Raw genomic sequence first — 22,668 nt, forward strand, 5'->3', positions numbered from 1 at the left:
TCGTCATGAGGAAAGGAAGTGGTTCAGCTATGAGAAGCGCTGTGAGAGAAGCGGTGTTGATAACCAGTTCGAAGGAAGTTAAGAAAGAGGCATCCGCCATAAGCAGGGCAACCGCATGGGCAGTTTCCTCGTCGTACGTGCCTCCCTTTGCCGCGTTCGTCGCATTGTTTCTGGCTTGGGAGCTTGCGGTACGCCTGTTCGGAATCCAACCGGTCACTTTGCCGGCCCCGTCCTCGGTTATTTATGAATTCGTTACTTCCATCGGATTTTATTTGCCTCATGCCTGGGTGACGTTGTACGAAGCGTTGGCCGGATTTTTCCTCGGGCTCGCCGTTGCGATCCTTGCCGGGATTTTCATGGCCCATTCGCCGCTATTGGAGCGAACCCTGCTGCCGATTGCCGTCCTCGCCAACGTCACCCCGATCATTGCCATTGCTCCCCTGTTTATCCTCTGGTTCGGTTTCGAGGCGTTGCCCAAAATATTGATCGCCGCGATCATCACGTTTTTTCCGATGTTAATCAATTCGATTACGGGCTTTCGTTCCATCGATGAAAATCATCTGGAATACATGCAATCCCTCCATGCGAGCAAACGGGAAATCTTCCTCAAGCTGCGCTTACCGAATAGTTTGCCGTATCTGTTTTCGGCGGCGAGAACGTGCGTCAGCCTTAGCGTGATGGGGGCCGTTGTCGGGGAATGGAGCGGATCGACGGAAGGGCTCGGCAACGTAATCATGATGTCCAGCAACTACATGCAAACCGAGCGCATGTTTTCGGCGATCTTCATGTTGGCGATTATGGGAATTCTGCTGACGAATATCGTGCGGTTTATCGAACGAAAGGTGCTGTTCTGGCATGCCATGGGCGGCAACCGCACCTAGATGAATGAGGACGGAAAAGCCATAGGCTGTCCGCATAGATAATAGATATGGAGATGGAGGGGTATGGAGATGGAGAGAACCAAGAAGTTGCCTGTGTTGTTGGTGGTGCTGATGATGTTCACGGTCATGGCGTTGTCGGCCTGCGGAAATTCCGGCAAGGCGCCGGCGGCAAACGCCGCCGCGGAAAATGGAGCGGGAAGCGGAGGGGAGGCCAATACGGCCGAAGCGACGAACAACCCCACAGGAGAAGGCGTCATCGATTGGGAAGCGAGAAAGAAATTAAATGAAGCGGCCGGAGAAATTACTTATATCACGGGTTACTACTATGCCGCATCTCCGCCCGACATCCAGGTTGTGATGGCCGAGGAGCTGGGTTACTTCAAGGAACTGGGGCTCAAGGTGAAAATCATGCCCGGGCTTGATTCGGAGGGCATGAAATTTCTGGCGGCGGGGCAAGCGCAAATCGCCAGCGCGGGCACGCCGAGCCTGGTGATCCAGTCCGTCTCGAACGGCGCGGACATCAGAGGGATAGCCACGTTCGGAGCGACCGGCATCAGCGCCATCATGGTCATGGGCGATTCCGGCATGAAGGAACCCAAGGACCTGGTCGGCAAAACGTTGGGTTACCACGGCGCGATGCCGGCGAACGTTATAGCCATGTTCAAGAAATCGGGGGTGGACCCGACGGAAGTCAAAGGCGTTTCCGTTGGTTACGACCCTACCGTTCTAAGCTCAGGCCAGGTGGATGCGTTGACGGTATACAAATCGAACGAACCTTATATGATGCAGCAAATGGGCAGCGACGTCTCCTTTATCGACCCCGGCCAATTCGGCGCGGAAACTTCCTTCGGCGTCTTGGCCGTCAACAACAAGTTTGCCGAGGAGCATCCAACGGCGGTGGAAGATTTCCTGAGGGCCGTATCCCGGGCGCACGGCTATGCGGTGTCAAATGCCGACGAAGCGTTAAAGGTGCTGGCATCCAAGTCCGATTCCGTATACGACCTGCCGACGGAGACGAATCGCTGGTCGGTGGAGAGCAAGCTGGTGGGGCAATCCCGGGTACCGGGTCATGGCGTAGCCTGGCAGGCGGAGGAACAGTGGTCGCGCGAAATCGATATGCTGTCCTCAGCGGGCGTCGTTAAGGAGCAGCTTGCCATCGACCGGGTCATGAACAATGCCTTCATCGATGCGATTTATGACGGAGAAACGTTGATTTGGCCGGAATAACCGTAATTTTTTCTCATAACCAAAAATAAAGGAGCGATGAGCCGATGACGACGATCGATTATAACAAAGTGGATTTTGGCGTGTTTCTGCCGATTACGAATGGGGGGTGGATCATCTCCGGAAATGCCCCTCTGCTGGACGGAGGTTATGCCATCAATAAAAAAGCGGCGGTCATCGCCGAGGAATTAGGGCTCGACTTCATCATGTCGATGGCGAAATGGAAAGGGTACGGCGGCACGACGAACCATTGGGGCACGTCCCTCGAATCGACGACGATGATGGCCGGGCTGGCCGAAGCGACCTCCCGGGTGAAAATTTACGCAACGGTTCACACACTCCTGTTCAACCCTGCGGTGGCGGCCAAGATGTACGCCACTTTGGATCAAATCAGCGGCGGACGCGTAGGCATGAACGTCGTTTCCGGGTCCTTTGCGGGGGAATTCAGACAAATGGGCATGTGGCCGGAGGAACTGGACCATGATCAGCGCTACGACCTGGCGAAGGAATGGATGCAGGTGGTGAAGCGGTTATGGAGTGAGGAGAAGGTTACCCATCAGGGGCAGTATTTTCAACTGGAGGAATGCGAATCCTTGCCGAAGCCGCTGCAGCAGCCGAGACCGGAAATCATTTGCGCCGGCCAATCGGAGAAAGGGATGGGCTTCACGATTGACGAAGGGGACGCCTGCTTTATCGGCGGCCGCGATTTGGAGGATCTTGCTGCGGTGAGCAAGCGCGCCAAAGACATGGCGGCCGAACGCGGGAAGACGGTCAAAACGTACGCGATGTTTACGATCGTACCCGGCGAAACGGATGAGCAGGCGGAGGAACGGATCAAGCATTATCAGGCGGGCGCCGACTTCGGCGCGATCAAAGGAATGCTTCGCAGCTACGGCCTCGAGCCCGACGGCCGGGAGAACTCGATGGTGCACCGCGCCAAAAGCGCCTTTATGACGGAGACCATCGCCGGCAGCGTGGAGTCGATCCAAAATCGCATTCAGGAAATTATCGAGGTGACGAACATCGACGGAATGATGCTGACCTTCCCCGACTACGTGGAAGACTTGACGATCTTCGGCAAAGAGGTGCTGCCGAGACTTAGAGGAACGTTCGCCGTCAAATAAGGCAGGACTTAAGGGAGGATGGATGAAAATGGCTACGGGACTGAACGATCATGCAGCCTTGTTGATTGTGGACGTACAGCGGGATTTTTGCGGGACGGACGGGAAAATGGCGGAGTTCGGCGCCGATTTATCATCGGTCGACCCCGCCGTCGATTGCATCGAACAGCTCATTCAAGGCGCGCATGATCACCGGGTTCCGGTTCTATTTATCCGTCTGGTCACGGACGCGGAGACCGATTCCCGGGCCATGAAAGCTTGGTACGCGCGTCAGGGGATCGATCCGGAGGAGGCGGTTGCCGTGTGCCGGCGGGGGACCCCCGGCGCCGAGGATTACCGGGTCGCTCCCGAGCCCGGCGATTATACGGTCGAGAAGCAGCGGTACAGCGCCTTTGTGAGCACCCGACTGGAGCTCCTGCTGCAGCGGCTCGATATTCGCAAGCTGATCGTCACGGGAGTCACGACCGAATGCTGCGTGGATTCCACTGTACGGGACGGATTCATGAAGGATTACGAGATATTCGTCGTGGAGGACGCCTGCGCGGCGTATGAACAGGCCGTGCACGATATGTCCATCCGCATCCTGGGCATGAATTTCGCGACCGTGCTGTCCGCGGAGCAGGTTCTCTCCGATTGGAAGGGAGCGTGGAGGAAATGAGCGTATTGAAAGAGCAAACATTGGCAGGGCGGGATCGCGAGGTCATGCAGCTCATCCGGAGCCATATCGACGGGGAGGAACTGACCCGGCTCCTGTTGGAGCTCGGCAACATCCGCAGCATCGCGGGCTATGAGAAGGAAGCCGGCAATTATGTATACGATTGGCTGAAGAGAGAAGGCTTCGCCCCGAGGAAAGCGGGCATGGTCGAGGATCGCTTCAACGTCATCGGCACAATCGGAGGAGCGGCCCCGGGAGAAGGCCAAAACCTGTTGCTGACCAGCCACTTGGACACCGAAGCGCCGCAATATAACGAACGCGATCAGTGGCGTTACCGGCCGGAAACCGTGGAACGCCCGGAATGGCTGGAGGCGAAATTCGAAGACGGCGTGTTTAGCGGCAGGCCGGTCGAAAATGACCGCGGTCCGATGACCTGCACGCTGATGGCCGCCAAAGCGTTGAAACGGGCAGGCCTATCGCTTAAGGGGCGCTTGTACGTAACGGCTTGTCCGGGGGAGATCGGCCCCGAACAGGTGGAGGAGTTTCGCGGCAGCGAGTTTTTGGGAAAAGAGGTCGGGGCTCAGTACTTGCTGTCTCACGGCGGAGTTGCCCCGGATTACGCGATCGCGGCGGAAGGCACCGATTTTGGCATTACGTGGATGTCCTGCGGACATGCGCTTTATCGGATCGATCTGTACGGCGAAGAAGTGTTCACGCCGCTTCTGGAGCATCCCGAGGAGCTGGTCCGGCATCCGAATCCGCTGGTGAAAGCGGCGGTTCTGATCGGCAAGATCCAGGAATGGGCCATCGCCTACGAGAAGGAGCACACCTACCGGGCCAACGGGGGGATATCGGTACCTAAAGCGCAAATCTCGGCCATTCGTGGCGGAGATCCCCACATTATGGGTGCCGGCAGCGAGGTTTGCTCGATTTATATCGAGGTCAATCTCACGGCGAAGCAGTCGATCGCGCCGATCCAGCGCCAACTTGAACGGCTTCTGTGCGAGGCGGGGCTGCAGGGCCAAGTGCTGCCGCTCGTGTACCGGCAGGGATATGAGGCGAACGACGAGACGATTGCCCCGTTGGCCGAAGCGATCGATACGGGGAGCCTGGCCGCCGGCCGAGGTCGGTTGCCGGTCGCGCATGCGGCTTACTCCAGCATGTGGCGGGACCACAACGTGTTCAACATGTACGGTATCCCGTCGGCCACATTCGGTCCTGCGCGATTCAGACCGACGCTTGACGATATGGTGGACGCGGCGGCGATTTATGCCTTTACCGCATGGAAAATATGCAACGGGCCGAGTTGATGCGGCCCGGCGAATGGAGGAAGCAAGGATGGATCCGATGGTATGGAGAAACACGATGGGGCAATTTGCCACGGGAGTTACGGTCATTACGACTCTGGATCATGAGGGGAATCCGCTTGGCATGACAGCGAACGCCTTTACCTCGCTTTCGCTCGATCCGCCGATGGTGTTGATCTGCGTGGACCGCAAGAGCGCCACGTTGGCGGAATTGACGGCGACGGGGAAGTATTGCGTAAACATCTTGGCGGAATCCCAGGAGTCGGTTTCCCGACAATTCGCCAAGAAGGGCGGCAGCGAGAAGTTCTCGGGAGCCGCTTATTATACCGGCAAGACGGGCCTGCCGGTGCTAGAGGGCTGCTTGACGAGCGTAGAATGCGAGGTCGAAGGCGTGCTGGAAGGCGGGGACCATTTGATCATGCTCGGCCGAGGGGTCAAAATTCACTCGAACGGGTCGGAGGCGGAGCCGCTCGTCTTTTATCGCGGGAAATATACAACGCTGGAAACGGCAGGTGCGTAAGAAATGCAAATCACAACGATTGTAGGCAATCCGAAACCCCGCTCGAAAACCTATGCCTACGCCGAACAAACGGCCGAGCAGCTTCGTGGTATACTTAAGCGGCATACTTCTGCGGAGGTGACACATGAGGTCATCGATTTGGCGGACCATGCGACCGCTTTAGTACAATGGGATGCGGAGACGATCCAATCGCTGCAGGCCCGAATCGAAGCATCCACGTATCTCGTGGTGGCGAGTCCCACGTACAAAGCGACTTACACCGGGCTGCTAAAACTGTTTATGGATCTGCTTCCGATGAATGCCTTGACGGGCAAGATGGCATTCCCGCTGATGGTGGGAGCGGGTTATCAGCACCATTTGGCGGTCGAACTTCATTTGAAACCTTTGCTCGCGGAGCTGGGTGCGATTTGCCCGGCGCGGGGCCTTTATGTCCTCGATGCCGAGGTCGATCGCAGTCGGGAGACGATCGGGGAATGGGTAAAGAGCAATGAGCCGGTCATGAAATCCCTGCTGTAAGCTTTCGGCGGCGGAGTATTCTTGGCGGCGAAGGCTCCGGCTTGAATATTCTTCCAAGTTGGAAAGGTGGACATGATATGTCTCAAATGACGAAAACGGATGAGCAGAAGGCAAACGTTCAGGAACGGATCTTAAATTGCGCGGAGGAGCTGTTCGCGAACAGCAGTTATTCCGCGACGCGCATCAGCGATATCGCCGCAAAGGCCGGAGTCAATCAGGCGCTCGTGCATTACTATTTCGACACCAAGGAGAAGTTGTACCAGGCCGTGCTGGAGCGCCTGTTTCGCCAATGGGAAAGCTATGTCGAAGGGCAATCATGGGAGAGCGTTCATCCGGAACTTGTTCTGAAGGAATACATTAAAACGCACTTTGACATTAAGTGCAAAATCCCGAATTTGTACAAAATTTTTCATAAAGAAACCCTGGAGGGCGGTAAGCTGTTTGACCAGTATGCCTCTTCCAAGTGGTTTCAGGACTTTTTCGACAAAAACGAGATGTTCAAAGGGTGGAAGCGGGCCGGAATCATCAATCCGCACGCCAACGTACAGGTGGTTCTGTTCTGCCTGTGGGGGATGATGAATCAGTTCTACTATCGCGACACGGAATCGCTTGCGATGATTACGGGACATACCGGCACGAAGGAAGAGCTGCAGGAGGAAATCGCCGACCAGATGATCGCGATCGCGCAGCACGGCCTGCTGATGCATAGTCCCGTCAAGGAGGATGTCTCCGCTTCCGCCGGGCAGGGCCGCCGCATTCACGTATTCTTCGATCCGACGGCCGGCGAGCCGGAGCAAGACGAAGAACTGTCCGTCATCATTGAGGCGATGCAGGGCTGGAACCGCTGCACCGTCGAGATATGCCGCAGTCTGGAGGAATGGCGGGCCCGGGATCGGAGCGAGGATTTCCTCTTCGTGGTGGCCTCCAGCAAATACGGCGAATTGTCGGAAGGCATCGTGAACCTGCTGCGCTATTTGGAGACCGACTCCGGGGCGATCGCCGACCGGTTCATCGGCATCTGGACGAAGAAGGAAGGGGCGGCATCCGATGCCGTGCAGCATGTGCTGGAAGAACAGATCAATCGTTTTGGCGGTTTTGCGATATCGCGAATTTCCGCGCATACCGTGCACGGTTACCTGAACCGCTGCGCGAAAATGGCCGGCATTTGACGAATCAAGTGTGATGAAGCGGGTGATGCGGGATGGAAACCAGATTCAAGGGGCTGACGGCCGCGCGGTTTAACTGGCTGTTTGCAGGTCTATTGTTAAGCATACTGTTAACGCAATTGGATCAGACGATCGTTTCTACCGCGTTGCCGACGATTGCGACTCAATTGGAAGGGTTTACCCAAATGTCTTGGGTATTTACGATATACATGCTGACTTCTACGGCGATCACCCCGATTGCCGGAAAACTGTCCGATCTTTACGGACGAAAGCTATTTCTTGTGCTGGGGCTGGCGATTTTCGTGATCGGCTCCATGCTTTGCGGGTCGGCCCAGTCGATGCTGCAGCTCATTATCTTTCGCGGCATCAAAGGGATCGGCGCGGGGTTCTTGATGCCGATCACCTTTACGGTGATCTTCAGCCTAATGCCGCGAAACGGAAACAGCGTGTACCAAACGCTGTACATGAGCGTGTTCGCCCTCTCTTCGGTCATCGGGCCGACGATCGGCGCGCTCATAACTTCGCTGCTGAACTGGAGATATATTTTCTACATCAACTTGCCGCTTGGACTGATCATCTTCGCCATCATCATGAAGCTGCTGCCCCGAAATACGGCGATGCCGAAGCCGGACGCATCGATCGGTTATGTCGGTCCGGCCTTGCTGGTTCTTGGCACCTTATCGTTATTGCTCGCCTTGAAGATGGGCGGCATCCAATATGCTTGGGATTCCGCGCCGATCGTAAGCCTGCTGCTGGTCGGAGGCGCCGCCGCGGCATGGTTCGTCTTCAGCCAGCTCCGCGAGAAGGAGCCGGTCATTCCGCTCCGCCTGTTCCGGGACCGGGTCATGGCAAGCACTTACATTGCGACGATCATGCAGGGCATCATCATGTACGGTTCGCTGGTGTATATTCCGCTGTTCGTGCAAGGCAGCCTCGGCGGAGGCGTGGCCGACACGGGCGGTGCCCTGACCCCGCTCATGCTGTGCGTCATGTTCGGCGCGACCTTGTGCGGCGCGCTTATTCAGCGGTACACGTGGCGGTTCAATATCGCCTTGTCGATGCTGCTGTCGGGTACGGGAGTCCTGATGATGATCTTCCTCCCGACGAACGTGGGCTTCGTCGTCTTGTGCCTCGTAATGGTGCTGATCGGCCTTGGGATCGGGATGATGATGATGGTGGGTCAGACGGCGGTAAGCATGGGGGTGGACGACTCGGTGAGGGGGGCCGCCACCTCGTCCGTCAGTTTCTTTCGCTCCATCGGCGGCGTATTTGGCACTGCGATATTGACGTCTCTGATCAATGCCAAACTAGCCGTGCTGCTGGACCGCCATGCGGGAGATTTGTCGGGAGTGACCGGCAAGCTTGGCGTCGTCACCGACCCGCTGGCAGTGTTGAACTCCCACGCCGTGTTGCCGGCGAATCAATTGGAGCTGCTGCGACGGATCTTGGGAAATGCCGTACAGCACGGATTCTGGTTTATTGCGGGCGCGGCGGCGGTAGGGTTTATGGCGGCATTTTGGGCGGGTTCGGCGAGGCAAGCGGCTTCGCCGCCGGCTCAAGAAGCGGTGCCGGCCAAGGTTGACGCCGTATCGATCCGCTAACGCTGTTCGTGGCCGGCGGAGCCGCGAACGCCTATAGAAATTTGAAAGAGGCTCGGCGGTTACGCGAGGCCATTTTTTTGGGGACGCTACATTAACGGACACCAGAGACGTTATAGGGGGCAAGCACGGGTCTTTGGTTTTTAACGGACCGGAGAGACGTTATTTCCGGCAAAAGTCCCGCGAAAGCGGCTTAGGGGGCCAAATAAGGTCCGTGGGGTCCGTTACGTCGGGAAATATCCGGGAAATGGACGAATAACGTCATTACGGTCCGTTACAGTTTGTTGGTTGCGGAGCGATGCGCGTCCGTTCCGGCAAGAGAGCCGCCCGGGTCTTCAAAGCTCATCCGCGATCCCGAGCAGTGCGATCCCAAGCAACACGACCACGACTACTCCGTATTGCAGCCGACTTAGCCGTTCTTTGAGGAAGATCCGCGACAAAATGACGGAGAACACGCTGTACGAGGCGATTAACGGCGCCGCGACGATGGCGTTGCTGGCCATGGCGAACACGTAGAAGAATTGTCCGGCCGTTTCGAAGAGGGCGGCGTAGCCCTTGACCCGCTCCCGCAAAAAGTTGAATCGCTGCTTCTTGACCCAAACCAGGTAGACGTAGGCCGCCACGGCACATAGGAAAAAGGTGAATTCGTAAGCGAGCAGGGCTGCATCCTCGCCGATAAGCTTTAGTTCATCGAGGTAGATCCCGTCGGCAAAGGTGCCTAATCCGTCCAGCAAGCAGTAAAGCAGCGGAAACGTAATCGCCATCACGCCGATTTGGTATTTGACGTCGATTCTCGCGGCGTTCGACTTAAGGGCTGCGCGTTCGGCTTGTTTCTCAAGGACGGCCAGTCCAACCACGCCGAGGGTAATGATCGCCACCCCTGCGATTTCGACGGCGCCGAGGTCGTGGGGGAAGAACAGATACAGCAGGATCACCGTTACGGCCCCGGAAGAGTTCTGCACCGGCGAAGCAATCGAAAGCTCGATGTACCGGAGCCCGAAATAACCGATCGCCATCGATAAAATATACAACGCCGATACCGGCAAATAACGGATCATGTCGATCGGATGAAACGCGAGACCTTTGATCAGCAGATAGGCCGTGCCGTGCATTCCCATCACAAGCCCGACCATGACGACGATTTTCAGATGGCTGAACCGGTCATGGCTGTCGCTGCCTTTTTTATAGAAAAGATCGGCGCCTCCCCAAGCCAATGACGTCAATAGAGCAAATAGAAACCACATCGCGGTATCCTCCAGTTTAGATTGACAACCCTATTGATTATAAAAACCAGACTGTCGGCAACGTCTATGACAAAACTAACCAGGGGGACTTCTTCAATATATGTAATTAAACCACAAGAAAGCCGCTCCTTAGCTTCCGGGTTCTCCATGAGGACCGTAAGCAAGGAGGGCTTCTTTGTAACTTACATCATCATCCTGCGCTTAGAACTTCCCGTAAAACGCGTTCCGGTAAATGTCGGCGAGTTCCTCGACCAGCGGCATGCGGGGGTTGGCCGTCGTACACTGGTCCTCGAAAGCCCGGTCGGCCAAGTAGTCCACCTTCGATTCGAAATCGGCCGGGTCGAAGCCAAGATCCTGAAATTTCTCCGGAATGCCCAGCGACTGGTTCAGCTTGCGAATAGCTTCGATCAAGCTGTTGACTCCTTCCTCGGTGGTGCCGGCTTTAAGACCCAATATCCGGGCGATTTCCGCATAGCGCTCGTCGGCGACGAAGTAGCGGTATTTCGGAAACGAGGCGAATTTGGACGGTTTCTGGGCATTATACCGAATGACGTGCGGCATCAGGATCGCGTTCGTCCGGCCGTGCGCCGTGTGGTATTCGCCGCCCCATTTATGAGCCAAGCTATGATTAATGCCCAGGAAGGCGTTCGCGAACGCCATGCCGGCAATCGTTGAGGCGTTGTGCATTTTCTCGCGCGCCAGCGGGTCTCCCGTATGGAACGACTGCTCCAAGTACTGGAACACCAGCTTGATGGCGTGCAGCGCCAAGCCGTCGGTGTAATCGCTGGCCATGACGGAAACGTAGGCCTCGATGGCATGGGTCAGCACGTCCATCCCGGTGTCCGCCACCGCCGTTTTCGGCAGGGAGAAGACGAATTCCGGATCGATGATCGCCACGTCCGGCGTCAGCTCGTAGTCCGCCAGCGGGTATTTGGTATGGCCTTCCTTTTTATCCGTGATGACGGCAAACGAGGTCACCTCCGAGCCGGTCCCCGAGGTCGTCGGAATGGCGACGAAGGTGGCTTTTTCCCCTAATCGCGGATATTTGTAGATCCGTTTGCGGATATCCAGGAACTTTTGTTTGAGCGAATGGAAACTGGTGTCCGGGTATTCGTAAAAGAGCCACATCGCCTTGGCCGCGTCCATCGGCGAACCGCCGCCGAGCGCGATGATGCAGTCCGGCTTGAAGCTCTCCATCATGCGGGTACCGCGTTCCACCGTCTCCACGGACGGATCGGGCTCGACGTCGGCGAAGATTTCGATCATCACCGGCTTGGAGCGTTTCCGCAGGTAATATTCGACCTTCTCCACGTAGCCGAGTTTTAACATCATTTCGTCGGTGACGATGAGCACCTTGGAGATGCCCGGCATCTTCTCGAGATATTGCGTGGCCCCTTTTTCGAAGTAGATCTTCGGCGGGATTTTGAACCATTGCATGTTGACTGTCCGGTATGCGACGCGCTTCACGTTGATCAGGTTGACCGCCGTGACGTTGGACGTGGTCGAGTTATGGCCGTACGAACCGCAGCCGAGCGTCAGCGACGGCAGGTTCGTGTTGTAAATATCCCCGATGGCTCCGTGCGTCGAAGGGGAGTTGACGATGACCCGTCCGGTTTTCAGCCGATCCGCAAACGCCTCGATGACCTTTTCGTCCTTCGAGTGAATGACGGAGGAATGGCCCAATCCGCCGAAGGCGACGATTTCCGCGGCGCGGTCGATGCCCTGCTCGGCGGTTTTCACTTTATAGCAGGCCAGCACGGGGCTAAGCTTCTCGGCGGACAGCGGGTAGTCCGTTCCCACGCCTTTCAGCTCGGCCACCAGGATTTTCGTATGCTTCGGTACCTGCAGGCCGGCCATTTCGGCGATTTTATAGGCAGGCTGTCCGACGATCACGCCGTTGACGGCGCAGCGTTCCCCGGTGATGACCAAATTCGAAACAGCTTCGGTCTCCGCTTTGCTAAGGAAATAGCAGCCGTTGTCGATCATCATCTTGCGCACCGCGTCGTATACCGGCTCTTCGATGACGACGGATTGCTCGGAGGCGCAGATCATGCCGTTATCGAACGTTTTGGACAGGATCAGGTCGGTGACCGCCTGACGGATATCCGCCGTTTTTTCGATAAAGCACGGCACGTTCCCCGGCCCGACGCCAAGCGCCGGCTTCCCGGTGCTGTAAGCGGCTTTCACCATTGCCGAGCCGCCGGTGGCGAGCACAAGCGCAACGTCGGGGTGGTTCATCAGGAGCGTCGTCGCATCCAGCGACGGATGCTCGATCCATTGCACGCAGTGCTCCGGCGCGCCCGCCGCCACAGCCGCATCGTGCAAGATTCTCGCCGATTCGCTGCTGCACTTCTGAGCGGACGGATGAAAGGCAAAGATGATCGGATTCCGCGTCTTGGCGGCGATCAGCGTTTTGAACATCGTCGTGGAAGTCGGGTTGGTCACGGGCGTCACGCCGGCGATAATGCCGACCGGTTCGGCCACCCGCTGATAATTTTCGTAAGGATTCTCCTCAATAATGCCGACGGTTTTATCGTTTTTGATGCTGTGGTAAATGTACTCGGTCGCAAAAAGGTTCTTCGTGATCTTATCCTCATACACGCCGCGCCCGGTTTCCTCCACCGCCATCTTGGCCAGCAGCATATGCTTATCGAGTCCGGCGAGCGCCATGGCCTGCACCGCGCGATCGACCTGCTCCTGATCCATTTGGAGAAACTTCTCTTGCGCCGTCCTGGCGCGGGCAACGAGACGGTCGACTTCTTCCTGCGCGGCTTGTTTCTTATCGGCCGTTTTGTCCTTGTCTTCGGCCGAGTTTGTTTTGACAGCCATCTTCTTCCCTCCTGGCTCCATCTTAAGGTGATTTTTGGATGATTTCTGACTCTTACCCATGTATATATAAACAAGTACAGTTTTTCCGACCGGGGGATGTTTATCCCCGCTCCCAGACTTTGCTTGTCGCCGTATGCCACGCTTTCGGGCTTATGGTGAAATCCGCCAACCTAACCAATGAAGACCCTCCTTGATCTTGGCTTCGATGGACCATACTAAGCCCATCCCATTCTCATGAGAATGCGCAAAAAAGGAGGATACGACGCCGATGCAAGCTTGGGAAGGCTTTAATTCAGGGACCTGGCAGGAAGAGGTCGACGTTCGCCAATTTATCCAGCTCAATTACGAGCCATATGAAGGAGACGCTGCTTTTCTGGCGGAAGCCACGGAAGCGACCAAGGAGCTTTGGAAGCAATTCATGGAGCTTGCCAAACAAGAACGGGAGCAGGGCGGGGTTCTCGATATGGATACCCATGTGGTTTCCGGGATAACGTCGCATGGCCCCGGCTACTTGAACAAAGAACTGGAGCGGATCGTCGGGATGCAAACCGACAAACCGTTTAAACGCGCGCTTCAGCCTTACGGGGGGATCCGCATGGCGGAGAATGCTTGCGAATCCTATGGGTACAAGCTGGACCCGGAGATCGACCGGATCTTCTCCACCTACCGGAAGACGCATAACCAAGGCGTATTCGACGCCTATACCCCGGCGATGAAGCTGGCACGTAAGTCCGGCGTCATCACCGGTCTGCCGGACGCCTACGGCCGCGGCCGCATCATCGGCGATTACCGCCGCGTTGCCTTGTACGGCACGGATTTTCTGGTGAAAAACAAGCAGGATGAGATGACCTTCTACGACGAACGGCCGATGAGCGAAGAGGTGATCCGGGCTCGCGAGGAGATCGCGGAACAGATCCGCGCGCTCGGGGAACTGCGCGAGATGGCGGATAGCTACGGCTGCGATATCTCCAGGCCGGCAGTGACCGCGCGGGAAGCCTTTCAATGGCTGTATTTCGGCTATTTGGCCGCAATCAAGGAGCAAAACGGGGCGGCGATGAGCTTGGGGCGCACGTCGACGTTTCTGGATATCTACGTGGAGCGCGATCTGAATGCGGAAAGGATCACCGAGCAGGAGGCGCAGGAGCTGGTGGACCATTTCGTCCTGAAGCTGCGGATGGTGAAGTTCGCGAGAACGCCGGAGTATAACCAGTTGTTCAGCGGTGATCCTACCTGGGTCACCGAATCGCTCGGCGGCATCGGCTTGGATGGCCGTCCGCTCGTGACGAAGAATTCGTTCCGCTTCCTTCATACCCTGCAAACGCTGGGCCCTTCGCCGGAGCCGAACCTGACCGTGCTTTGGTCCAACCGGCTGCCGCAGAAGTTCAAGGAGTATTGTGCCCGCATGACCATAGAGACCAGTTCGATCCAATATGAGAACGACGATTTGATGCGTCCGCATTTCGGGGACGATTACGGGATCGCCTGCTGCGTATCCGCCATGCGGATCGGCAAGCAGATGCAGTTCTTCGGCGCACGGGCGAATCTTGCCAAAGCGCTGCTCTATGCGATCAACGGCGGCGTCGACGAAAAAATGAAAGTGCAAGTCACCCCGCCGATGCCGCTGATACGCTCGGACAAACTGGACTACAACGAGGTCATGGCGGCCTTCGACCATGTGATGGAATGGCTGGCCGAGCTCTACATCAACACGCTGAACGTCATTCATTACATGCACGACAGATACTGCTATGAACGTCTGGAAATGGCGCTGCACGATCAGGAAACGATGCGCACGATGGCGACCGGGATCGCCGGGCTGTCCGTCGCCGTCGACTCGCTGAGCGCGATCAAATACGCCGACGTCCGTCCCGTTCGCGACGAGAGCGGCATCGCCGTCGATTACATCGTGGAAGGGGAGTACCCGGCTTACGGAAATAACGACGACCGTGCCGATGAAATCGCGGTGGATCTGGTCAAACGCTTCATGCGCAAATTGAAAAAGCATCAAACCTATCGCCAATCCCGGACGACCATGTCGGTGCTGACCATCACATCGAATGTCGTCTACGGCAAGCTGACTGGCAATACGCCGGACGGACGAAAGCAGGGCGAGCCGTTCGCGCCGGGGGCGAATCCGATGCATGGCCGGGACAAAAAGGGGGCCATCGCCTCCCTGGCCTCCGTGGCCAAGCTGCCTTACGAATACGCGCTGGACGGCATCTCGAACACCTTCTCGATCATCCCGGGGGCCCTTGGCAAAAACGAGGAGGATCGCATCCGCAACCTGACGGCGATTTTGGACGGCTATGCGGCGAAGGATGGCCATCATTTGAACATCAACGTGTTCGATAAAGATACCTTGCTCGATGCAATGGAGCATCCCGAGCAGTATCCGCAGCTGACGATCCGCGTCTCGGGGTACGCCGTGAACTTCATCAAACTCACGAGAGAACAGCAGCTTGACGTTATCAACCGCACATTCCACGAAAAAATCTGACGGAGGAAATCCGATGGAACAGCAGCAACAAGGCCGCATTCATTCCATTGAAACATCCGGCATGGTGGACGGACCGGGGATCCGGTTCGTGGTATTTATGCAGGGCTGCTTGCTTCGCTGCCAGTACTGCCATAACCCGGACACCTGGGCGATCGGCAAAGGGCGGATCATCACCGTCGGGGAGTTGGTCGACGAGATCCGCGGCTATCTGCCGTTCATGCAGTTTTCCGGGGGCGGCGTGACGGTCAGCGGGGGCGAACCCTTGCTGCAGGTTGATTTTCTGCTGACGTTGTTTCGGGCTTTGAAGGAGGAATTGGGCGTTCATACCGCCATCGATTCTTCCGGCGGCTGCTTTACGAAACACGGGCATTTCTTCGAGTCACTGCAGCAGCTGATGAAATATACCGACCTCGTGCTTTTGGATTTGAAACAGATCGATCCCGAGAAGCATTTGGCGTTGACGGGCAAGCCCAACGAGCATATCCTTGAATTTGCCCGGTTCCTCTCCGATGCCAAGGTGCCGGTTTGGATCCGGCATGTGCTGGTCCCCGGCTTGTCCGATGACGAAGCGGACCTGCGCAAGCTGGCCGAGTTCATCAAGACCTTGCACAATGTGGAGCGCGTGGAAATCCTGCCGTATCACGAAATGGGAACTTATAAATACGAGCAGATGGGCATCGAATATCCGCTCCTCCATACCCAGCCGCCGGATGAGGAAACGATTCGCCGGGCGAAGGAGATACTGGGGGCGGAGTGAAGCGAAAATGCCTTAGCCCTACCGAAATCGCAAGTCCCCCCTAACGGCGAGTTAAGAGGGACTTGTTTTTTTACAAATGGTGAATTGAAGCTCCGGGTAACCAGTAAAACCGTCAAAAATGCAAACGCTCTCTATTTATGATAAAATGCTTCTAACCGTTGGATAAGGCGGTTATAAATAAGAATTCGGGAGTGTCTGGTGGATGAGAGGATTTAACTTGTGGCGTCCGATTTTTTTGATCTTGATCGCGTTGCTTACGAAAAGTTTGGTGTCCAATCTTTGCGTCTTGTTTGGAATGTCGCCTGAAGCGGCCGGCAACGTCGGATTCGTGGCGATGATGATCGCGGCCGTGCTGGTGTACATGCGATTTACGAGAAATCGGCGCAAATAGGCATCCTCCGTACATACTTAATAAAGCGAATGGTAATCAAACAAAGCGGCCGGGACTTTCCCGGCTCCATTCCGCCATCCTTGGTCCAACCCTGGTGCGTGCGCGAAGCCCACAAAGGCAGCCGCCCGCAGGACCGCTGCCTTTCGTTTGTCAGCTGTATTTGCCGTCTTTAAACCATCAATGCTTTGATGCCGCTAAACAGAGGAATAATCGATTTGATGGCGGTATAGCCCATTTTCATCAGGGGCATATATTTTTTGGCCGTTTCGATGAGTCCTCTTTTGCGGGGACGCTCGGCCTCTACGCTTGCGGGCCCTTGCCCCCCGGGACTCCCCGGGCCGCCTCCGATCCCGTAACTCCCGGGCCCGAATCCTGCCGCTCCCGGATTACCGGTACTTCCCGGGCCGGTTCCAAAGGCGAATGCCCCTGGTCGGCGGCCGTAGCCCAAACCTCCCGGACCGCCAAAAGCCCCCGGACGGCCAGGACCTCCTCCGTAGCCGAAACCGCCTGCCGAACCTGCATTTGAACCCGAACCGCTTCCGGTACCGAAGCCGGGATTCCCCAAGAGTCCGCTGAATAACGGCAGGAAAGCCGTCACTTGGGCTTTACTCGTGCGGGCGGAAGCCTTCTTGTGCGCTCTCTTCTTCAGCTTCTTCTTGCTTGGTTTCCCGGAAAGGATCAACCCGTTCTCATCCAGTCCGCTGATCCATCCCACATAGGACCGCCCGTCGTACAACGTGACGCAAACCGGACGGCCCTTCAGCTGTTTGGCGCGTTGGCGGATTTTTGCTGAACTTGCCATGCTAGGATCACCTCAGTGGTCGTTTTTTTAATATATTTTACTCAGATTTTGCGGCGCTGCTTGTGCTTGTTCCTTAATTCGCGGATATTTCGTGATTGTCGCCCGGCTATGCATAAGATCTGCTGAACTTGGGGATTTATCTAATAAATCACCATATTTCCATTGAGGAGCTGGCGTAAATTGAAGACGTTGAATATCGTGGCGCTCGCGTTGCTGATTGTGGGCGGACGTTACCGAAGACGAAATCGCCAGATAAGCGGCCGGGAGAAACTGAATCATTTGCCTATAAAAATAGGGATGCCTCCGGGCATCCCTATTTTACCTTTTTGGAGGAAACGTTCGTTTTGGGAGCGAGGTAAGGCCCGAGTCCTTTGGCGATGGCCCGATGCCCGCGGTCGTTCGGATGGATCGGCAGGGTGCCGCTCAGCAAATCCTCCAACTGCCCTTCCCGGTACCCGTCGATCAGTTCGGCCTGCTTGCCCTCGAACCATTTGTGCGCGGGGGCGACTTTGGCGTCGTAGCCCTCGGCAATTTCTTTGGTCGTGCGATTCAGCCGCGCGATCCACTCTACGGCGATCGGACTGTGCGGAAACGGGTTATATTGCGTGCAGCAGACGATCCGGGTCCGGCTCGTTTTGCGGATATGCTTCAGGATGTGGTTTAGGTTTCTTTTCCATTGCGCGAGCATTTCCGTATTGGGAAACGGGCCGCCCTGCACGAACGGGGTTATCGCCGCATTCGCCAAATCCACGCCGCCGATCCAGATCGAAACGACGGATGAGCGTTTGATCATCTCCGAGCCCTGCCAGAGTACGGCATCCAGCAGGTTGCTGCTGGTCCAGCCGGACCGGGCTAACACATAGCCCGTCGCTTTGCGTGCCCCGGTTTGGTTCAAAGCCATCACGGCCAAATGCGGATACGCTTGCTTAGGAGAGGAGGCGTTGTCGCCAAACGTTATGGAATCCCCAAGCGCTGTATAGATCATTCGGAATGTCACCCACCCAAGATAGACTTTATAGAGGTTGTTCAATAAGTCGTCTTCCCATGACGAAGCAGATCAGGGAGGGACTCGACGTCGAATCTTGAATTCAGCCGGGCCTTCCAAGCGTATGCTTCCGAAGCATGTTTCCTTCGGAAACATTTGACTCACGTAGATCTGTCTATGCTCCGCTACTCATTCCCTAGCTTCATTCAACCTTCTCGGTCCTGGAAACCCGACTTTTTGAACCCGCATTTAGTATAGTATTGCGAACGCCTTGGGGATGTGCGGACAATTCGGGAACGGCGGGCGGGCTTGGTTGCTTAGGCGGAGGGTTGGCAATCGCTCGAGTGGAGAGTAATAAGGGTAAAAAAGGGCCTTATTTCCGACTTGTCAGGGCATTTGGCGCCTATAAGGGTATTTTGGGGTCTTATTTTCCGGCCGAGACGGAAAAATGGCTCATTATGGGGCCAGCCCTCCATATTTACCGCCGCTCCGCCAGCCCCCGCAGCTCCGAGCGGTCGGCGCGGGAGTGGCGCACCAGTTCCGCGTAGTAGCCGCCCTGCGCCAACAGCGCGTCATGCGTACCCTGCTCGGCGATGCGGCCGTCACGGATGACGAGGATGCGATCGGCGTGCTGGACGGTGGACAGCCGATGGGCGATCACCAGCGTCGTCCGGCCGGTGGACACCACGTTCAGCGCGTTTTGGATCAGCTGCTCCGTGTGCGAATCCAGATTCGCCGTGGCCTCGTCGAGGATGAGGATCTTCGGCCGGAACGCCAGGATGCGCGCAAAGGAGATCAGTTGGCGCTCCCCGGCGGACAGCCCGCTGCCCCGGTTGGACAGCCGGGTGTCGTAGCCGTCCTTCAGCCGCGCGATCATGGGGCCTGCGCCGATGCGCCGGCAGGCCCGGACGACTTCCTCGCGGCTGATGTCCTCGCGGAAGAGGCGGACGTTGTCGATAATCGACCCGGAGAACAGGAACGGGTCCTGCTGCACCAGTCCGACGATGCGATGCAGCGATTCCTGCGGCAGGCGGCGGATGTCGGTGCCGTCGATTTCGACGCTGCCCTCGTTTACGTCATAGAACCGCGTGAGCAGGTTCACCAGGGAGCTTTTGCCCGCGCCGGTCGTGCCGACGATGCCGATGAATTCGCCCTCCCGGACGTGCAGGTCAAGGCCGTGCAGCACCTCTTGCCCGTCCGTGTAGGAGAAGCGGATGCGGTTGAAATCGACCCGGCCGCGCACCGCATCCACCGGCACCGGCTTGGTTGCCTCGGACGCGGGGTCCTTGACCTCCGGCTCGGCGGCAAAAATCCGCCATAGCCGGTCCACCGACACGATCGTCGACTGCAAGGTGTTCCACTGCTGGGTGATCTGGTTGATCGGCTGGAAGAACTGGCGGATGTAGCTGATGAACGCGTACAGCACGCCGAATTCGATGCGGTGCCCCAGCACCGCGAATCCGCCCATCCAGACCACGAAGGCGACCGACAGGTTGCCCAGGATATCGAAGGAGCGGTTGAACAGCACAGTCGCCCGCACCTCCCGCAAATTGGCCTGCAAATACACCGTGTTCCGTTCCGAGAAGCGGGATTCCTGCTCCTTCTCCTGATGGAACGATTGGATGAGGCTCATTCCGCTCAGGTTCTCGGCCGTAAAGGCGATCAGCCGGGAAAGCAGGGAGCGGGCGCGTTGGTAGCTGGTGCGTAGGATTTTGCGGAAGGCGATGGCAATCGCCGTAATGACCGGAAAAAGGATCAAACAATATAGGGCCAACCGTACGTCGAGGGCGAACATGAACACGACGACCAAGATGAGCGATAACCCGTCGCGTACCAGGCTCAGCAGCACCTGGGTAAAAAACTGGTTGATCGTTTCGGTGTCGCTCGACTCGTTCGTCACGAGGCCGCCCGCCGAGGTGCGGTCGAAGAAGGACATCGATTGTCCGGTGATGTGCTTGAACAGATCCTTGCGCAGCAAGGCGACGATGCTTTGCCCGGCCCGTTGGAGCAGGTTCGCCTGCCAATAGGAGAAAACGCCGCTGACCGCCTCCAACACGAGGTAAGCGAGGGCGAGGCCCAGCAGGATGCTGGGGCCGTGCGCGCCGAACAGCACTTTTTGGTCGATGGCGTACTTGATCAGGAACGGCTGCAGCAGATCGGCCGAAATCGCCAGGAACGCGCAGCCGAACACCGCGAGAAACGCCCTGCGGTGTGGTTTCGCGTAGGAGAGCAACGCCGCAAAGGCTTTGCGCCGCTGCTCCGGGGTGACCTCGTATTTCTTGCGGAAGCCCGCGGTTTCCGATTTAGCCGGCATCGCTTTCGCCCCCTTCCTGCAGGTCGTGCAAGCCCGCGTACAGGCCGCCGGCTTGCAGCAATTGCTCATGCGTGCCCTGCTCGGCGATCCGGCCGTTCTCCAGCACGATGATGCGGTCGGCGTGCTTGACGGCGCTGATGCGGTGGGCGATGATGAGGGTCGTCTTGCCCTTCCGCGCCTCGCGCAGATTGGACAGGATTTTCGTCTCCGTCACGGCATCGACCGCGCTCACGCTATCGTCCAGCAGCAGGATCGGGGCGTTCTTGATCAAGCCCCGGGCCAGGCTGGTGCGCTGGCGCTGCCCGCCCGACAACGTCAGCCCGCGCTCCCCGAGCTCCGTTTCGAACCGGCCCGGGAAGCCGGCGACGTTGTCGTACAGATCTGCCAGCTTGGAGGCTTCCACTACTTTCGCCATCTCCGACTTCCGGTCGAAGAAAGCGATGTTGTCGCGGATCGTCGTGCTGAACAGGAAGCCGTCCTGCGGTACGTAGGCGATGCGGGTGCGCAGGCTCTCCAAGGTCAGGTCGCGAACGTCCCGGCCGCCGATGAAGACCGTACCCCGGGGCGGATCGTACCCCCGCAGCAGCAGCTTGACGAGCGTCGTTTTGCCGCTGCCGGTCCGGCCCACCACGCCAAGCGTTTCGCCCGGATTCAGCCGGATATCGATATCCGCGAGCGATTCCCGTCCGGCCTCCGGGTAGGTGAACGTCAAGCCGCGGATCTCGATGCTCAAGTCGTCCTGATCTTCCGGCAATGGGAGGGCATCCTTCGCGTCGCGGATGTCCGGCTTCGCCGACAGCAGCCGGTTCAAGCGGTCGAGCGAAGCCCGCGAGCGCTGCATGAAGTTGATCACGTTGCCGATCAGCCGCAGCGGATTCATGATCATCCGCAGGTACAGCGTCAAGGCGACGAAGTTGCCGAGCGACAGCTCGCCGCGGGCGACCAGCAGGCCGCCGTAGGCGATGGCCACGGCCATCGATACGGCTCCGGTAAACGGCAGCAGCACCTGGAACAGGGAGGTCATCCGCACCAGGGACAGCTGGCTGTCTAGGATCCGGTCCACCGTTTCGCCGAACCGCGACCGGGCGATTTTCTCGGCGGCAAAGCTTTTGGTTACCTTGATTCCCTCGAACTGCTCCTCCGCCGCTTCGGTCATCGCCGCGAGCGACTCCTGCACCTTCCGCGAGTTGTCGCGGATCTTCGGACCGAACCCGATCACGATGAACGGAATCGCGATCAGCGGCAGGACGCAGACCACGATCAAAAGCGCCGGAATATCGCTGACCGCCATCATCGTAATGACGGAAACCAGCAACACCGACGCATTGGTCATTTGGTTCAATCCGTTGGCAATCGACTCGCGCACGCCGGTGACGTCGTTCATCACGTAGCTGAGCAGCTTGCCGATGCCGTTTTTGGAGAAGAACGATTCGCTTAGCTTGGTAAAATGCCGAAACAGCTGCTCCCGGGCGCGGAATTCGAAGATTCGTCCCAGGCGATGATTGATGTACTGGCCGATGCCGAAGCACCCGCCATAGACGATGGCGATCCCGATCAGGATCAGCGCGTAGGCGCCGACGCCGTTTTTCGTCAAGCTGCCCTGCTGGAGGTGGTCCGTAAACTCCCCAAGCACCTTCGGAAAATACGAATACGTGACGTTGGCTGCGGTCAGGAACAAAACGGCCGACGCGTAAAACAGCAAATGCGACTTGATGTGGTCAAGCAGCAAGGTTTTTCCCCGCATAGGGCATCCCGTCCTCTCCCTCTTTCTCCACGTTCGATTCAACTTTTTTATCATACGGCAAAAATCCTTATCCATCAAACCCTGGGACATACCTTTTTCCGTGTAAAAGCTGTCCGG

At 57.3% G+C, this 22,668-nt stretch carries 18 protein-coding genes; 12 read left to right on the plus strand and 6 right to left on the minus strand.

Annotation, left to right across the window (positions count from 1 at the left end; genetic code table 11):
- Positions 1-29 precede the first annotated feature (29 nt).
- The 9 genes from ACQ4N8_RS00870 (at position 30) to ACQ4N8_RS00910 (ending at position 8,991) form a co-directional block, all read left to right on the plus strand.
- Complete coding sequence (locus ACQ4N8_RS00870) at positions 30-881, plus strand: ABC transporter permease (protein WP_430702419.1); 852 nt, start codon at positions 30-32, stop codon at positions 879-881.
- A gap of 69 nt (positions 882-950) precedes the next feature.
- Positions 951-2,108 (plus strand): ABC transporter substrate-binding protein, encoded by a 1,158-nt coding sequence (locus ACQ4N8_RS00875; protein ID WP_430702420.1) that lies wholly within the window; start codon positions 951-953, stop codon positions 2,106-2,108.
- A gap of 44 nt (positions 2,109-2,152) precedes the next feature.
- On the plus strand, positions 2,153-3,229 hold the full coding sequence (locus ACQ4N8_RS00880) for an LLM class flavin-dependent oxidoreductase (RefSeq protein ID WP_430702421.1): 1,077 nt from the start codon (positions 2,153-2,155) through the stop codon (positions 3,227-3,229).
- 28 nt (positions 3,230-3,257) lie between these two features.
- Positions 3,258-3,884 carry a cysteine hydrolase family protein gene (locus tag ACQ4N8_RS00885; RefSeq protein WP_430702422.1) on the plus strand — a complete coding sequence of 209 codons (627 nt, stop codon included), beginning with the start codon at positions 3,258-3,260 and terminating at the stop codon, positions 3,882-3,884.
- Positions 3,881-5,191, plus strand: coding sequence for a hypothetical protein (locus ACQ4N8_RS00890; RefSeq protein WP_430702423.1), 1,311 nt, complete (start codon positions 3,881-3,883; stop codon positions 5,189-5,191). Before ACQ4N8_RS00885 ends, ACQ4N8_RS00890 begins: the two co-directional genes overlap by 4 nt.
- 28 nt (positions 5,192-5,219) lie before the next feature.
- On the plus strand, positions 5,220-5,708 hold the full coding sequence (locus ACQ4N8_RS00895; protein ID WP_430702424.1) for a flavin reductase family protein: 489 nt from the start codon (positions 5,220-5,222) through the stop codon (positions 5,706-5,708).
- A gap of 3 nt (positions 5,709-5,711) precedes the next feature.
- A complete protein-coding gene (locus ACQ4N8_RS00900; protein ID WP_430702425.1) occupies positions 5,712-6,224 on the plus strand; it encodes an NAD(P)H-dependent oxidoreductase in 513 nt (170 codons plus the stop codon).
- 77 nt (positions 6,225-6,301) lie between these two features.
- Positions 6,302-7,393 (plus strand): TetR/AcrR family transcriptional regulator, encoded by a 1,092-nt coding sequence (locus ACQ4N8_RS00905; protein ID WP_430702426.1) that lies wholly within the window; start codon positions 6,302-6,304, stop codon positions 7,391-7,393.
- A gap of 32 nt (positions 7,394-7,425) precedes the next feature.
- Entirely contained in the window at positions 7,426-8,991 is a 1,566-nt protein-coding gene (locus ACQ4N8_RS00910) for an MFS transporter (protein WP_430702427.1), read from the plus strand.
- Between the two features lie 332 nt (positions 8,992-9,323).
- Here the strand turns inward: ACQ4N8_RS00910 and ACQ4N8_RS00915 are convergent, their stop codons facing one another.
- Both ACQ4N8_RS00915 and adhE read right to left on the minus strand, forming a co-directional pair.
- Positions 9,324-10,232: an EamA family transporter gene (locus tag ACQ4N8_RS00915; protein ID WP_430702428.1), complete on the minus strand. Its 909-nt coding sequence runs from the start codon at positions 10,230-10,232 to the stop codon at positions 9,324-9,326.
- 201 nt (positions 10,233-10,433) lie between these two features.
- The gene (gene adhE / locus ACQ4N8_RS00920; protein ID WP_430702429.1) at positions 10,434-13,061 is read right to left on the minus strand and encodes a bifunctional acetaldehyde-CoA/alcohol dehydrogenase; all 2,628 of its coding nucleotides are present in this window, start codon (positions 13,059-13,061) and stop codon (positions 10,434-10,436) included.
- Between the two features lie 268 nt (positions 13,062-13,329).
- Here adhE and pflB point away from each other — a divergent pair, with 268 nt between their 5' ends.
- The 3 genes from pflB to ACQ4N8_RS00935 all read left to right on the plus strand — a co-directional run bounded on the left by pflB (position 13,330) and on the right by ACQ4N8_RS00935 (position 16,706).
- Entirely contained in the window at positions 13,330-15,558 is a 2,229-nt protein-coding gene (pflB, locus tag ACQ4N8_RS00925; protein ID WP_430702430.1) for a formate C-acetyltransferase, read from the plus strand.
- A 13-nt stretch (positions 15,559-15,571) separates the two neighbouring features.
- Entirely contained in the window at positions 15,572-16,315 is a 744-nt protein-coding gene (pflA, locus tag ACQ4N8_RS00930; protein ID WP_430702431.1) for a pyruvate formate-lyase-activating protein, read from the plus strand.
- Positions 16,316-16,517: 202 nt separating this feature from the next.
- Positions 16,518-16,706, plus strand: a complete 189-nt coding sequence (locus ACQ4N8_RS00935; protein ID WP_430702432.1) for a hypothetical protein — start codon at positions 16,518-16,520, stop codon at positions 16,704-16,706.
- A gap of 169 nt (positions 16,707-16,875) precedes the next feature.
- Here ACQ4N8_RS00935 and ACQ4N8_RS00940 read toward each other — a convergent pair whose 3' ends face one another.
- The 4 genes from ACQ4N8_RS00940 to ACQ4N8_RS00955 form a co-directional block, all read right to left on the minus strand.
- A complete protein-coding gene (locus ACQ4N8_RS00940; RefSeq protein WP_430702433.1) occupies positions 16,876-17,508 on the minus strand; it encodes a hypothetical protein in 633 nt (210 codons plus the stop codon).
- A 313-nt stretch (positions 17,509-17,821) separates the two neighbouring features.
- A complete protein-coding gene (locus ACQ4N8_RS00945) occupies positions 17,822-18,493 on the minus strand; it encodes an SGNH/GDSL hydrolase family protein (RefSeq protein WP_430702434.1) in 672 nt (223 codons plus the stop codon).
- Positions 18,494-18,971: 478 nt separating this feature from the next.
- The gene (locus ACQ4N8_RS00950) at positions 18,972-20,807 is read right to left on the minus strand and encodes an ABC transporter ATP-binding protein (RefSeq protein WP_430702435.1); all 1,836 of its coding nucleotides are present in this window, start codon (positions 20,805-20,807) and stop codon (positions 18,972-18,974) included.
- Complete coding sequence (locus ACQ4N8_RS00955) at positions 20,797-22,551, minus strand: ABC transporter ATP-binding protein (RefSeq protein WP_430702436.1); 1,755 nt, start codon at positions 22,549-22,551, stop codon at positions 20,797-20,799. Before ACQ4N8_RS00955 ends, ACQ4N8_RS00950 begins: the two co-directional genes overlap by 11 nt.
- Between the last annotated feature and the right edge of the window lie 117 nt (positions 22,552-22,668).

It is taken from the genome of Paenibacillus macerans (assembly GCF_050565405.1).
GTDB lineage: Bacteria > Bacillota > Bacilli > Paenibacillales > Paenibacillaceae > Fontibacillus > Fontibacillus macerans_B.